The organism is Propionibacterium sp., assembly GCF_047719395.1.
Taxonomy (GTDB): Bacteria; Actinomycetota; Actinomycetes; order Propionibacteriales; family Propionibacteriaceae; genus Propionibacterium.
Genome location: NZ_JBDNTB010000017.1, coordinates 1 through 14170, shown reverse-complemented (window position 1 = coordinate 14170; position 14170 = coordinate 1). Strand labels below are relative to the sequence as shown.

The following is a 14170-nucleotide window of genomic DNA, read 5'->3' as shown; positions in this document are numbered from 1 at the left end:
TGGACAACTCGCGATCTCGTGTTCGCGCGCCTTCGGCAAGGACGAAGCCACCCAGAATCACCACGGCCACCCCCAGTGGTGCGAGGACGAGGGTCATGGTCTCGTCACCTCCTCGCCGGTGAAGGGCTCAATCTCCGCGAGGAGGTTTTCGCCGGGCTGGAAGAACTCCGATGAGCCATCACGGCCAGCCCGGTAGACCAGGTGCGTAGTGGGCCTGCCGGCCTCCATCGCCCCGGTCAATGCCCTGATCTCGCTGATATGGCGATAGCGCTTGCCACCTCGCCAGGTGTTGTCCACCAGCGCGACATGGATGAGCAGGTGGATGTTGTAGGCGATCTGCCGGTAGGCCTCGTCGAGACGAAGCACGCCACCCTCTGCAACCCTCGCAGCCAAGCGATCCATCGTGGAGGATGCAGAGTGCGAGTGCGTCGTGGTGAGCGCTCCGGCGCCGGACTGCATCGCCTGGAGCATGGCTCCTGCCTCATTGCCCCTCACCTCGCCGACGACCAGCCGGGTGAGGTTCTGCCGCAGGGCTTCCGGGATCAGGTCGGCAACGGTGTACTCACCGATCCGGCGGCCGTCGACCACTTCCCCGAGGCCGATCTTGGCCTGCAGTGCGACCATGTTGCGCCGGCGCGGCTGCAAATGGGTGAGGAGCTCGTAGTCGGTTTCCAGGGTGCCGAATCGCTCCGTGACGGGAATGGCATCCACCAAGGCCCGCAACAAGGTGGTCTTGCCCGCGCCCTGGTCACCGGAGATGACGATCGAGCGCCTCGCCCGGACGCAGGCTCGGAGCATCTCCGCCACCTCACCGGGCATCATGCCGCTGTGCGCGAGTGTCTCCAGGCTGACATCGGTGAGCAGATGCTGCCGGATGATGACCGAGGGCCGGTCTGCCAGGCCGAATCCGATGGCGTGCAGCCGGAAACGATCGCCCAGCGCAACCGTGATGGTGGGATGCGCATCGTCGAATGGCCTCGGCGGATCAGCGTTCTCACCGAGAAAACGCACCGCAGCAACCAACTCCGCGTCAGAATCGGCCACCGGATCGAGCTCCTCGCGGTGCCCGTCGCCGAACTGCGCGAGCACGCAGTCGTAGCCGTGGATCTCGATGTTCTCGGCATCGGCGATCTCGAAAACGGGCTGCATCCGTCCAAACCCGAAGATCGCGTCGGTGACGGCCTTGACATAGCGCTGCTCCACATCGAGTGTCCACAGGGCCTCGCCGCTGCGGTTCAGCTGGTCAGCGTGGTCATGAATCGCCCGCCGGATCATCGACTGGCCCATGAGCCGGCGATCTTCAGCGTCCATGGGGCGCTGGTGTTCGTGCTCCCAGGACTCCTGCTCACGGGTGATCGTCTCTGAGAGCATGGACCGCAGCTGGCTCACCACACGCCAATCCGTTGTGTCCGAAGAGTCTGTGGCGCCCTCGGAGAGGGTGCGCCGATCCGGCTCGCCATGCAGTGCCGCCCTCGATGGACCTCCACCTTCGGTCCCAGGCCCTGGAGGGTTTCCACGGCTGGAGCGGCGCAGGTCTGTGCCCTCCGGCACGTTGCCCAGTGATGCGGATCTGCCGAGCTGTGTGAACCCACGAGGGGGATCGCCAGGTCCGGGCACCCGACCCACCGGGTCAGGATCCGGGTTTCGCCACGACGGCGTGCCCTGATCGAAGGGCGCCTTGAGATCACCAAGTGCCAGGCCGAGCGCTCTTGGCGGCAGTGGATCGGACCGGCGGCCACTCATGACCAAGCCCCCGAGAGCTGGGATGCCTGCAGTCCGGGCACGACCTGGGAAGACTGGTGCGCTCGAGGAACTGCCGCACCCAGCGCAGAAGCCGCTGCCCGTGCTCCGCGCAGCAGTGGCCGTTCGGTGAAACGGCGAGGCTGCTCGCCACCTTCGCTGAGCACCGCCGAATCGTCCGGGCTCCAGGGCAGGTCGGCGAGCACGGGGAGGGCGAATTCGTGCTCTATCTCGGCATCGGAATAGGGCCTGCCCGGACCAACGACGACGAATCCGAAGCGGGGGCCCTGCAACCCGGCGACGCGCTCGCTCAACCCCGGAACATAGAGACGCACAGCCGCCAGCGACCTCAGCGAACTGCGCACGGTGAGCGCCACGACGTCAGAAATGGCAAGCAGTGAAGCGGGCGGGCCCTCAGCGCCGACACGGCCGGCATCGATGAGAATGTCCACGTCGCTCCCGGCCAAACCGGCCAGGGCCTCTGCCAGTTCGGGCCAGACAGGTTCGAAGAGAGCCGCCGCACCCGGTCTGCTGAAACCAGGCAGGAAGCGGCGAACGACGTCTCCCTGCGCCGGTGCGGCTGCTGCGTCGCGGCGCTCGGAAGCATCCGGGCTGGCTGTATCGGGCGCCGTGACATCCGTGCCTCGGCCGGCCCCTGCTCCCTGCGACGACCCTCTTCGCGAATCATCGTCCGGCACATCCTCAGCGGTGAGTGGCACGGTGCGGCTCCACAGGATGGGTGCGATGGGCAGCATCTCCCGATGTGCTTGAGCCAGATCCACCAGCCCCCGGGATGCCACCGGCGCTGCGCGGAGCCAGCCGGCCAGCACCGCCTGGGAAGGATTCCGGTCGCAGTCCACGACCAGCACGCTGCGCGGCCAGGTGAGCGCCAGTGCGAGGCAGGTGGTGGTGACTCCGGGCGAACCCACCGCCGAGCCGAGCAGAACGATGGTCATCATCCACCAGTCCTCGAGACGACGATCAGCCGTTCGGCGGCAGCCAGAGTGGCGATCTGCAGGGCAGCTGATTCCGGAACGTCGATATCGAAGGACTGACCCCCATCGGTCTTCGACGAGGGGACACTGGCCACCTCGGCGTCGACCTTCACGAGAGCCACCTGAACACTCGCATCGTCCTTCGGCCCGGGAGCGCTGGCGACGATCACCGGTGAGCCGACCTTGAGCCCACTGGGCACTCTTCCTCCCGGCAGGGAGAGCCCCACGTGAGATCGCCCGGCCGCGATATTGGGATCGCCGATGCTCTGCGGACCGAGCACGGCACCCTGCCCGAGATCGGTCAGTGCGGTCTTCCCGACAAGGCTGCTGAGCTGTTCAGCAGGCACCACCGCGGCGCCGGAGGCCGACCCTATGCTCACCGTGCCGAGATCACCGGCTGTGACGACCTGTCCCCTGGACAGCGGATGGACCACGACAAGCACCTGCCGGGCATCGGTGAGCTGCTGCAGCGCCAATGCACACCCGAGCCCGCCAAGGCAGGCACACAGCACACCCAGGACGATCAGGCGTGGGCTCCGTCGCGCACGCAAGGCAGGAACGGGGGTGCGTTGCCACTGACTGGGCGTGGCTCTCATGGTGGTCACCATCGGGGTCATCCCTTCGTCCCGGGCCAGTGGAAGGGGCCGGGACTCAGAACCATAAATGAACACTTCGACGCTCGGAAGGGCAGAAAATTCGCTGTGGACAACTCAAAGTCCTGTCCACAGACCTTGACATTCATGGCAGCAGATCGCCCTCGTCAGGCGATTATTTCCCTGATCAGCGGAAATACATGGCTGTAAGACACGCAGTTGCGGAAATATCGAGTGTCACCTGGATCCCTGAACTTTTCCACAGAATTCCCCAGGTTGGCCATTCCCATGCGCTGTCACCGCTCGTGTACCTGGCAGGCGCCAGAGCCAGTACTGCGATGTCCGCATCGCTGGCACGCCGCTACAGCCTGGATTCGGTGACCGCCACAACCACCCGCGACCGATTTCACCGGAAGTGTCCGCCACCCCCTTCGTGACTCGGATCCTACGGTCGCGTAACTTTGGTCGAGCGGCCGTACACGGCAAAGTCACGCGCACAGCCGTGGGCACCTGCGGGCCCGCAAGAACCAATCCAGCACCGCCCCCGCACAGACCCCAATCCACAAAGACTCGGCACACCAGTCACGGCGGCAGGAAGGCACACCGGCATGACCATCCCCAACACCAGCTATGACCCCAGCGCACTGAAATCGGTCTTCGAGACCCATTTCACGTGGGCCAGCGGCTTCGAACGCAATGTGCATCGCTACGCCGGGCGCACCGCGATGACCGACCTGCCGAGCGGGCGCACCTGGACCTACGAGCAGCTGGGGCGCGACTGCGGGCGCCTGGTGGCCGGGCGCGCCTCCCGCGGAATCGGCACCGGGGACGTCGTCGCCCACCAGCTGCTCAACTGCCCGGAATTCGCGATGCTCTATGTGGCGGCCCAGGGACTGCGCGCGGTGAGTTCGCCGATGAACTACCGGCTCGCCCCCGGCGAGAGCGCCTTCATGCTCGCCCAGGAGCACCCGGCGGTGTTCGTCTACGACACCTCCAGGGCGGCCGATCTGGCCAAGGCGATACAGGCATCCGGGTATCGCCCCACGCTGCTGGTGGCGGTCGGAGACGGCGAACAGCTGCCCGGTTCCATCCCTTTCGATGACTTGCTGGCCAACGATGCCCCCAGCTTCACCGCTCCGGCCGACGGCTCCATCTGGGACGAGACCAGCCGGCTGTTCACCTCCGGAACCACCGGAATGCCCAAGGCTGTGCCGCTGACAAGCCTCAACGAGGTGCTCACTGCCCACGACGTGATCATGCACTTCCCCCTCAACGAGCACGACCGCACGCTCAACATGTCCCCGTGGTTCCATCGCGGCGGCAACTACTGTGCCGGCCCGAACACCGTCTTCTACGTGGGTGGCGAGGTGGTCATCATGCCGAAGTTCGACGAGCTGGCCGTGCTGGACACCATCGAGCAGCGCAAGCTCAGCTATGTCATCGGAGCGCCCACCAACCTGGAGCGGATGGCCGACGCCCAGGAGGCACGGCCTCGCGATCTCAGCTCACTGCGCGGCGTCGTGACGATGGGCGCACCTCTGGACAAGGCTGCGGCGCTGCGTTATCAGCACGTACTCACCCCCAGAATCGCGAATGGCTACGGCACCACCGAGAGCTTCTGGAACACCTTCCTGCGTCCCTTCGACCTGCCGGCCGGCTCAGGCACAGCCGGGCACGCCTGCATCGACGACGACGTCGCCGTGGTGAAGGTGCTGCCGGATCGGCTGGCCGAACCCGACGAGCAGGCGGCCAAGGACGGCACCGAGATCGGCGAGGTCATCATGCGCACCATCAAGGCCGGATACGCCTATCCCGGCAATCCCGAGGAGGAGGCCGCGAAGTTCCACAACGGCTGGATCTACCCCGGGGACCTGGCCACCTGGGACGACACCGAGACCGTCACCATCGTGGGCCGCAAGGACGACATGATCATCTCCGGTGGTGAGAACGTGCACCCGGTGCAGGTGGAGGAGGCGCTGTGTGCGCACCCGGATGTCGCGGAGTGCCTGGTCACCAGCCTTCCGGACGAGGAATGGGGCCAGTTGGTGGTGGCCTATCTCGTGCCCCGGAAGGGCTGCCTGGAAGATCACGCCGCAGCCGCCAAGCAGCTGGATTCCTTCTGCCGGGCCGATCCGAATCTGGCCAACTACAAGCGCCCCCGTCGCTATGCCTTCGTCGATGAGCTGCCGATGACCGCCACCGGTAAGAAGCAGCACTTCGTGCTCAAGCAGCAGGCGCCGGCCGACGCCGAGAAGGGGCTCTTCGTGCGGCCTTGAGGCCGTCGAAGCAATCCCCTCTGCGCAGCGTCAGGCGTAGTCAGCTGGAAGTTCCACGTGGAACATTGCAGCCCTGGCGCGTTTCAGCCCTGGCGGCGCACCGTGAACTCGTCGGCCCGATGTGCCGTGTCACAGAACTCCACTCTGCGTGCACGCCGGTGGTAAGTGGTGCGCTCGATGCGCAGCGCCGTATGGGTGGGCGCGACATTACTTCGTGCGACCCCTGGTCCACGAGCGACCCGGAGTAACCCTGGCCGGGTGCACACGAGGCCGCCATGCCACCGACGGACGCCCCGAGGAGCAGAGCACCCGCAGGCCGGGCAATGGCCCTGTGCGATGGCGGTGATCCCCTAGCCCCTATGCGACAGCACTGATCTCAAGACCTTGGGTGTCGACCACGTAGTCGAGGCCGTAGCTGTCGGTGACGCCCGCCAGCAGCCGTTCCGGCTCGACGGTCGCCGTCCACACCTTCTTCGACGATGGCAGCTCCGGCGATTCCGGCGCAGCCAACTTGGTGGCCTGTTCCAGCGAGTCGGTCCACGACCAGCGAGCCTTGTGATTCTCACCCGAGGCCCGGTACAAGGTGATGGCCTCGGCGGGCCGTTCCGCGGGGACGCCGTCCACACAGAAGCCCGCCCTGCCGAACAGGCCGCGCCAGGCGACGGGATCGGCACAGTCCTGAGGATAGGTGGCGGAGCACCACACGGGGCCTGCCAGGGTGCATGCCTCTGTCTCGAGCAGGCCGTCCCAGTCCAGATCGAACAGCAGTACCGGACCATCATCGGCCTCGATCTTGTTGAGGGCCTCATTCAACGCATCACGCCCCAGCGGCTTGCCAGCACTGCGAAGGGCCGTGAGCAGTACGTCCATGGGTGTGATGACCTCCGGGCGGTCCTCTGGATCCTTTTCCTCAGGCATGTCATCCTCTCCTGCTGCATCGAGATCAGTCAGTCGGGCACACCCGGTGATTTTGCTGCGGCCGGGCGTCACCCCAGCAAGTATTGACGCGAATCGGCGTTCTCCACCAGCCCGTCCACGCCGAGAACCCGGGCGTTCCGGTGCGATACGGTGATCGATCACACTGCCCTGGCAGCCAACCGGCCCACTCGGGCGATCTGGCGAGCGAGCACGATGATCACGGCGAGCGGAATGGCCAGCCAGAACAGATTCGGGAATACCGCGATGAAGAAGAACCCGGCGAGGTCCCCCCGGTCGAGGGCATCGCGGGTCATCGCAAGGCCACTGGCGATTTCGACACCGAAGTACAGCGTTGTTTTCCAGAAGGTCGCGACGCTAACGATGAGACCGAAGATGACACCGGCAAACCGCTTTCGCAACCTCAGCGCGATCAGCGCCCCGATGACTTCAGCGAGATTCAGACACGACTGCGCGGTACCGAAGGCATCGTAGTCGCCGTATCGACGGTCGAATCGCGCATAGAGCAGATGGCCCGGCCACAGTCCCGCCAACGGGCCGCCATCGTGGGACAGCGGCCCGAGCACCACGAACAACGCGTCATAGGCCTGGATGATCGCGGTCACCCAGAACCACACGACGATCCAGCGCGGCAGCCGGAGGTCCGCTGAAATTGATGTGGCCGTGGTCGGGGCGGTCATCTTCCGAGGATAACTGCGTCACGAAGGTCTCGCTGCTAGACGAGAGTGCTGACCTTCGGCAGCACGGGCGCCGGAACATGACGGCGGAAGGTGGCCGCCAGGCCCTGCAGGACCAACTCCGGCTCGTGAAGCACCGGAATGTGCAGATAGTGCACCACCCGGCGTGCATTACCGCCGGTGAGCACCACTGTGGCGCCTGGGCCGAGTTCAGTCAGAGCACTGGCGCCCACGCCATCCACGATCGCGGCGCTGCCATGCACGGCACCCGACACGAGGCAGCCGCGGGTGTCCTGGCCGAACAGCGGTGGACGAGACTCCAGCGACGTGTCGGGAAGCTGAGCAGTGCGCTCTGACAAGGCCTCCAGTCCCATCTGCAGGCCGGGACAGATCAGCCCACCGGCGAAGCGATGATGTCCATCCACCGCACTCATCGTGGTGGCGGTACCCAGGTCGATCACCACGAAGGGCCCCGGGCAGGCTTCGGCACCTCCCGCGCAGGCGGCAATCCGGTCGGCCCCGAGCAACCCCCGGTAGCCCGACAGGTCGATGCCGGTGTCCAGCTTCCGATCGAGGACCAGCGGTGCACGACCGGTGAACTCGGTGAGTGCGCTTGTCACAAGGGGAAGCATTGCGGGGACGACCGACGCGAGGATGGCACCCTCAAGCGGTTCGTCAGCCGATGGGCAGTTGCGCAGCAGGCGTGCCAGGAGGTGACGGACAGCACTCGGCTTTCGCAGGGACGCCGTCCGCCGGCGGGCCGTGGTCAACCCCTCGGCGTCCACGATCGCGGCAGCGGTATTGGTATTTCCGATGTTGACAGTGAAGAACATCTCATCCCCGGAGCCACGAGCTCCGACCCGCTAGGCGGATTCCTCTTGTGAGCAGGCAACATTGTGGCCGTCCACAAACACCACTCTCGGCTGCATACCGGCCGCCTCTTCTTCAGGCACCTGGGCATAGATCATAATGATGACCTTGTCGCCGGCAGACACCAGCTTCGCGCCAGCACCGTTGATGCACACCACGCCGCTACCGGCCTCACCCGGAATGGCATAGGTGACCAGCCGGGTACCGCGATCGATGTCGGCGATGTGCACCTGCTCGTACTCGTACACTCCGGCGGCGTCGAGCAGGTCCTGATCGATGGTGATGGAGCCCACATAGTTGATGTCGGCCTGGGTCACCGTGGCGCGGTGAATCTTGGCCTTGAGCATGGTCAGCTGCATGTCAGCCCCCCTCGATTCCCAGCAGGCAATTGTCGATGAGCCTGGTGTCCCCGAAGCGCACTGCCACAGCAGCGAGCGCCTGATGGCCGGACTCGATCGTATCGATCTGGTCCAGCGTATGTGCATCGACAATCTCGACGTACTCGATGTTCGCCTGCGGCTGTTCCTCGATGGTCTCGCGAACCAGCCCTCGCAGGGCGCCGGCCGAGCGCTCCCCGCCCGCGAACCGCTCAGCCGCCTGGTCGAGTGCCCGGTGCAGCACGAGTGCCGCCTTGCGCTGCTCGGCGTCCAAATAGGTGTTGCGGGAGCTGAGTGCCAGACCATCTGCCTCACGCACGATCGGGCAGACGATCATCTGCACCGGAATGAGCATGTCACGGATCATCTGGGCCACCACGACGGTCTGCTGGGCGTCCTTCTGCCCGAAGTAGACACGGTCGGGGCCCACAATGTTCAACATCTTCGCGACGACGGTTGTGACGCCCTTGAAATGGATCGGGCGCGACGCACCGCACAACACGTGGGTGAGCGGAGCCTTGACCTCCACCTCGGTGGCCGCACCTGCCGGATAGAGCTCCTCGACGCTGGGATGGAAGACGACATCGGCACCTGCGGCGGTGGCCAGCTCATGGTCGTGGTCCAGATCGCGGGGGTAACTCGAGTAGTCCTCCCCCTCGCCGAACTGAATGGGGTTGACGAAATCGCTGACGATGACGATGTCGTTGTCAGCGTGTGCTCGCTCGATCAGGGATTTGTGGCCGTCGTGCAGGAATCCCATGGTGGGCACCAGGCCGACGGACTTGTTGGCGCGATCATGATCATGCAGCCAGGCGCGTACTTCACTCACTGTCGTGAGGACAGTCATCTAAAAGCTCCTTATGTCGCCTATAAGTGTGGCTCGCCGATTCAACCTGGAAAGCACCGGGGCCGGTTCTCAGGCCAGTGCCTGCTGAACGCGCCTCACGATGACCTCGACCTCTTCCATCGGGCCGAGCCCGACGTGGCCCTCGGCGAGATAGCCGACCCGCGGCTCGATGAAATTGAAACCCACCGTGCGCAGTGTGGCGATATTGGCCTGGGTCAGGGGATTCTGGTACATCCGGGTGTTCATGGCCGGGGCGATGAGCTTCGGAATATCACCCAGCGCGAGCACCACCGTGGTGAGCATGTCATCCGCGATGCCATGGGCGAGCTTGCCGATGACATCGGCCGAAGCCGGCGCGATGAGCAGCAGGTCGGCCTTCTGGGCCAATGAGATGTGCTCCACCTCGTGGGGGCGGCGGATGTCGAACATGTCGGCGCAGACCGGGTTCTTCGACAACGTCTGAAGGGTGAGAGGGGTGATGAATTGCGCCCCGCCGCTGGTGAGGATGACGTCAACACTGTTGCCGGCCTTGGTGAGTTCGTTGGCGATGTCGGCGGCCTTGTAAGCAGCGATACTGCCGGTCACGCCGAGGATGACATTCTTCACTGCAGGTCTGCTCCTTCGCTGTGCCCTGCTCATGGTCCGCACCTGCGGTGCCCGTTGTCCAGTCCGCACCTGCGGTGCCCGTTGTCCAGTCCGCACCTGCGGTGCGGGTCACCGCCGGTCCACATTCTTCATGCGGGTAAGCACGGCCTGCGCGATCCCATCGGCAATCTGCTGCTTGGTTTCATATCTCCCGATGATTTCAGCAGTTGCCTGTGCCCCGGATCCGGGCGATGCCGACGGCTTCCACACTGTACCCGGCAGGCTCTCAGCCGCCTGGCCATCTGCCAGCATCCCCTCGGGCGCCCGCCCGTAGTCAAGCAATAGGGCCTTGTGCTGGGTTGCCGTGATGGCGGTCATGTCATTGGCCAGCACGAAGTCGCAGGAATTCTGCTGCTGCACGCGACCGGCAGCCCTGAGCAGTTCGGCCTCGGACACCCCATTGAGCAATTTGAATCCCACCAGCACGGTGCTGGGCTGCAGCGTCTTGACCAGGGAGATGAGCTTGGGCGTCTGCGCCATCAGCAGCACGAGATCGGTCAGTCCGGAGGAGAGTTTGACCTCCTCGCTGGGCGCCTGGGCGCTGCCGTTGAGCACGGCGTTCAGCTCCATGTCGCGCTGAGCCTCATCCGGGACGCCGGATGCAGCCCACCGGCCGGCCAGCTGTGCCAATCTGCCAGATATCTCGTGACGAGTGGTGACTCCCGACACCGTGTAATCGCTGACAGCCATTGAGTGGATCACCGCATCGATGGGCTCGGAGCTGAGCAGCCGGCGCATCGCCTCAGCGGTCTGGTTCACTCCGCGCACCGTGACCAGGTCGAGGCAGTCGAGCTCGGGCACGACGGCACCGCGCTCGCAGACATAGTGAATCCGCTCCACCTCTTGGCCACCAGCAGCTGCGAGGCTGGCGGCAATCAGGCTGCCCAGCTGACCCGTGGCGCTGTTCGTGATGCGGCGCACCGGGTCGATGAGCTCGGTGGTGCCACCTGCTGTGATGAGAAAGCGCATTGTCAGCTTTGAGGCGCAGCTGCAGCAACAGTGACCGTGGCGGTCACCGTGTCGGGCGGAGCGGTCACCGTGACTGCAGGATTGACAGACGTTGCAGTAACTGTGGTTCCTCGACCCGGCACCGTCACGGTCACCGTCTGTGCTTCCGCCGTCACGGTCTGTGCAGGTGGCGCCGACGTCACAGAAGGCGTTGCCGTCACCGTATTCACCGTGGTGGTGGTGTTCGTGACCGTGGCCGTGGTCGTGCTCGCCGGGGTGGCCCGATTGACCGACGACCCGAAGGCGAAGGCTCCAATCACCAGACCGATGCACAGGATCAGCAGAGCGCTGAGCACCTGAAGCAGTCGTGTCAGCACTTTGCCTGACTTGTGGCCGCCAGAACCGTCTGAATCATCATTGCCAGCGTCGTCCTGACCCCCCGGCGTGTCATATGCGACGAAATGAAGGGGCTGGCCACCGTCCTGAGCCGTGGGCGGCCGAGTTCCATCCTGACTGGACGGCTGAGGCGGAACCGGATGGGGGGTGACCACGGGCATCACCTGCGTCGGCTGCCCGAGGTCGGGATCGGAATTGCTCGGCGCATCTGACGATGATTTCGGTGCAGACGAGGGAGACACCGCCCCCATCACCTGTGTCTTGTCGGGGTCGTCCGATGGGGTCACGGCCCCCATCCCCCCAGTTTGATCGGGATTGCGCGATGGGGTCACGGCTCCCATCGCTTGAGTCTTCTCCGCGTCGGATTCCGGCGGCGGCTTCGGTGAATCCTCAGATGCCGGTGAGAGCCCCCGGCGCGCAGTGCGCCGAGGGAGGATGACAGTTTCGTCCGCGTCCGGATTTCCGGCAGCTTTCCCACCTGAGATCGGATCGTTGTTCGTCACGTCATTCTCGGACCAGTCACGCCCGTCATCGGGGTGGTTCTGGTTTTCGTTCACGCGTGGCCTCCTGTGTCAACGCTCGCCTTGTCTCGCGGTTCCAAACGTCTCGCGGCGACAGGACTCGCCTTCGTTTCACTGTGTCAGGGCTCGCCTTGGTCTCGAGGCACGCTCGCCATGCCGACCTTCCATGATGCACATCACGGCGCTGGGTACTGGACTGTCCGCATCACACCATGATCGGGCGGGCGCAGAGCCATTCTCCCGCATAAAGTGAAAATGGTGGAAATACAGAAGACCAGAGACTCTCCTACAGGCTTCGTCAGCATCTCACCAAGAGCACGCATTCTGAATTTCTGCGAGGGATTTCGGATCCCATCGCGGCTGTGGAAACCAACGACATGAAGGGCACACCAGTGAGTCATGTGTGGTTCACGGCCGATCCTCATTTCGGGCACGCGAAGGTCGCCCACATGCGGGGATTCGCCGATCCACAGGCCATGAATGGTGAGATCTGCCAGACCTGGCGACGCCAGGTGGGGCCCGACGATGCCGTCTATCTACTGGGAGACATCGCCGATTCAGATCCCCACGAAGCCCTGGCCGTGCTCGCCACCCTGCCCGGCCGCAAGCACCTGGTGGCGGGCAACCACGATGACGTGCATCCACTGCATGACACCAGATTCGCTCACGCCGACATGCACGCCTGGCTGGAGGTGTTCGAGACCATCACGACCTTCCGCCTGATGAAGATCGAGGGAGTTCCCGTGCTGCTCTCCCACTTTCCCTATGCGGCTTGGGGTGATGGCCTGTTCCGGGATGGCGCCCGGTATGACCAATTCCGGCTTCCCGATCTCGGAACCGCTCTGCTGCACGGTCATACTCATGGTGCTGAACGGGCTCATGGGCACAGTTTCCACATTGGCTGGGACGCCTGGCATGAACTCGTGCCCGAGCAGTCCGTTGCTGCCTGGCTACGCAGTGAAGAACTGCTGGAGATGTCTCCAGAAGTGGCCTAGGGAGCTCAGTGGCGCCGCCAGCCCTTCTTCATCTTGGCGTCATCCTCTGGGCCGGTGACCGAGTTGTCAGCGCCGGTGTGCGGCTTCTCTTCGCCAACCGGTGCCTGACCGGCGATGTCATCACGGGGCGCATCGCCGGGCTTCGCCTCAGCTGATCCGGCGGTGTCCGTCTTGAGGAAGTCCGGTGTCAGTTCGCTGCCGGTGGACTTCACAGGCATGGGCGCAGCCACAGCGGGATCGGTTGCTGCGGTGGGACCTGTGGCTGCTGTGGTGGCCCCCGCATTCTTACTCTGGGGGAGTTTCTGGTCAGTGGCCTTGGGCTTGCCCGCGCTCTTCGGTTTGGGAGCACTCTCGGCCTTGGCGGATGGCTTGACCGACGCCGGCCTGGACTCAGCCGCGGGAGCCTGCTTGCGCTTGGGGTCATAGGTCCAATCGCCGATGTTCAGTCCCTGGACGATCTGCGCCAGACCGAGCACCAGCAGCGCGACACCGAACGAGATCCATACTCCCTGACGGCCCCACAGCGGGGAGATGAGCACGGCAATACCCGCCAATACGCTCACCACGCCGAAGATGATCGACCACAGGGTGTCCTTGGAGCGGTCGGTCTGGGCAACGGCGAAGATTCCCTGCAGAATCCACACGATGCCGGCCACGATGCCGAGGAAGGTGGAGACATTCGAACCGTCTGTGTCCACCCCCCACAGCGCCACGATGCAGACGATCACGAGCAGCACACCGATGACTGCATAGCCGCCGCGTCGCCACCCCGCGATGCGCCTGGCGAACAGCCCGAGCGCGACGGAGATCACGCCAGCAGGAAGGGCATAGATGGCGATGTGCGCTGCTGCCAACTGAGGGCTGAGTCCCGGCCAGATGAGCAGCAGCACACCGACGACAGCTGTGATGAGACCACTGATGAAGAACACCACCCGGACGGTGTTGGTCAGAGCCACCATGCGTTCGAAGGTGTCCGGGGAACTTTTTTCGCTCATCATTTCCTCTTGTCGGCGTCACAACTGATCGAAGGCCTGCGCCCATAGTCACCTTAGGATGTCGGCCAGCCGCGCGTACGATGCCAAATCGCACTCGGGCAGGTATTTACCAGCCTTTTCCTACAGTCATAGGTTGCGTGAGAAGACTGAGCTGGTTGCTGCATGATCGGCGGCCCAACTCACGGTTGCCGGCTTTGATGTCGTGGACAGTGCGTGAGAACCGTGGGACGGCACAACGAGACGGGGGGGGGGGGGGGGGGGGGGCGCCCCCCCCCCCCCCCCCCCCCCCCCCCCCCCCCCCCCCCCGCCGAGTCACTTCTGGTCGGTGTCGTCGTCGACGATCTCGGCGTCGACGACAT

At 64.7% G+C, this 14170-nt stretch carries 14 protein-coding genes; 3 read left to right on the top strand and 11 right to left on the bottom strand.

All coding sequences use genetic code 11. From position 1 onward, the window contains the following. Positions 1-93: 93 nt before the first annotated feature. Genes ABF648_RS04570 through ABF648_RS04560 form a run of 3 tightly spaced genes read right to left on the bottom strand, consistent with a single transcriptional unit; the run spans position 94 to position 3211 of the window. Positions 94-1743: a CpaF family protein gene (locus tag ABF648_RS04570; RefSeq protein ID WP_415631111.1), complete on the bottom strand. Its 1650-nt coding sequence runs from the start codon at positions 1741-1743 to the stop codon at positions 94-96. Further along, positions 1740-2699, bottom strand: a complete 960-nt coding sequence (locus tag ABF648_RS04565; RefSeq protein WP_415631110.1) for a hypothetical protein — start codon at positions 2697-2699, stop codon at positions 1740-1742. The genes ABF648_RS04570 and ABF648_RS04565 overlap by 4 nt, the downstream gene beginning before the upstream one ends. Further along, positions 2696-3211 (bottom strand): SAF domain-containing protein, encoded by a 516-nt coding sequence (locus ABF648_RS04560; RefSeq protein WP_415631109.1) that lies wholly within the window; start codon positions 3209-3211, stop codon positions 2696-2698. The genes ABF648_RS04565 and ABF648_RS04560 overlap by 4 nt, the downstream gene beginning before the upstream one ends. A 725-nt stretch (positions 3212-3936) precedes the next feature. Between ABF648_RS04560 and ABF648_RS04555 the strand changes: the two genes are divergently transcribed. Beyond that, positions 3937-5604, top strand: a complete 1668-nt coding sequence (locus tag ABF648_RS04555; RefSeq protein WP_415631108.1) for an AMP-binding protein — start codon at positions 3937-3939, stop codon at positions 5602-5604. A gap of 357 nt (positions 5605-5961) precedes the next feature. On the opposite strand, the gene ABF648_RS04550 is transcribed toward ABF648_RS04555, so the two are convergent. From ABF648_RS04550 to ABF648_RS04520, 7 genes are all read right to left on the bottom strand, one after another. Next, positions 5962-6522 carry a hypothetical protein gene (locus tag ABF648_RS04550; RefSeq protein WP_415631107.1) on the bottom strand — a complete coding sequence of 187 codons (561 nt, stop codon included), beginning with the start codon at positions 6520-6522 and terminating at the stop codon, positions 5962-5964. 158 nt (positions 6523-6680) lie between these two features. Next, positions 6681-7220 carry a hypothetical protein gene (locus tag ABF648_RS04545; RefSeq protein WP_415631106.1) on the bottom strand — a complete coding sequence of 180 codons (540 nt, stop codon included), beginning with the start codon at positions 7218-7220 and terminating at the stop codon, positions 6681-6683. Positions 7221-7255: 35 nt separating this feature from the next. Then, entirely contained in the window at positions 7256-8050 is a 795-nt protein-coding gene (locus ABF648_RS04540) for a type III pantothenate kinase (RefSeq protein WP_415631105.1), read from the bottom strand. A gap of 30 nt (positions 8051-8080) precedes the next feature. Continuing rightward, positions 8081-8446: an aspartate 1-decarboxylase gene (panD, locus tag ABF648_RS04535; protein WP_415631104.1), complete on the bottom strand. Its 366-nt coding sequence runs from the start codon at positions 8444-8446 to the stop codon at positions 8081-8083. A gap of 1 nt (position 8447) precedes the next feature. Then, positions 8448-9311 carry a pantoate--beta-alanine ligase gene (gene panC / locus ABF648_RS04530; protein ID WP_415631103.1) on the bottom strand — a complete coding sequence of 288 codons (864 nt, stop codon included), beginning with the start codon at positions 9309-9311 and terminating at the stop codon, positions 8448-8450. A gap of 69 nt (positions 9312-9380) precedes the next feature. Next, on the bottom strand, positions 9381-9950 hold the full coding sequence (locus ABF648_RS04525) for a flavoprotein (protein WP_415631102.1): 570 nt from the start codon (positions 9948-9950) through the stop codon (positions 9381-9383). Positions 9951-10025: 75 nt separating this feature from the next. Beyond that, on the bottom strand, positions 10026-10925 hold the full coding sequence (locus ABF648_RS04520; RefSeq protein WP_415631101.1) for a phosphopantothenoylcysteine decarboxylase: 900 nt from the start codon (positions 10923-10925) through the stop codon (positions 10026-10028). Positions 10926-10994: 69 nt separating this feature from the next. Between ABF648_RS04520 and ABF648_RS04515 the strand changes: the two genes are divergently transcribed. Both ABF648_RS04515 and ABF648_RS04510 read left to right on the top strand, forming a co-directional pair. Then, complete coding sequence (locus ABF648_RS04515; RefSeq protein ID WP_415631100.1) at positions 10995-11264, top strand: hypothetical protein; 270 nt, start codon at positions 10995-10997, stop codon at positions 11262-11264. A gap of 934 nt (positions 11265-12198) precedes the next feature. Next, positions 12199-12816 carry a hypothetical protein gene (locus ABF648_RS04510; protein WP_415631099.1) on the top strand — a complete coding sequence of 206 codons (618 nt, stop codon included), beginning with the start codon at positions 12199-12201 and terminating at the stop codon, positions 12814-12816. A 5-nt stretch (positions 12817-12821) separates the two neighbouring features. On the opposite strand, the gene ABF648_RS04505 is transcribed toward ABF648_RS04510, so the two are convergent. Next, positions 12822-13811: an HdeD family acid-resistance protein gene (locus ABF648_RS04505; protein WP_415631098.1), complete on the bottom strand. Its 990-nt coding sequence runs from the start codon at positions 13809-13811 to the stop codon at positions 12822-12824. Between the last annotated feature and the right edge of the window lie 359 nt (positions 13812-14170).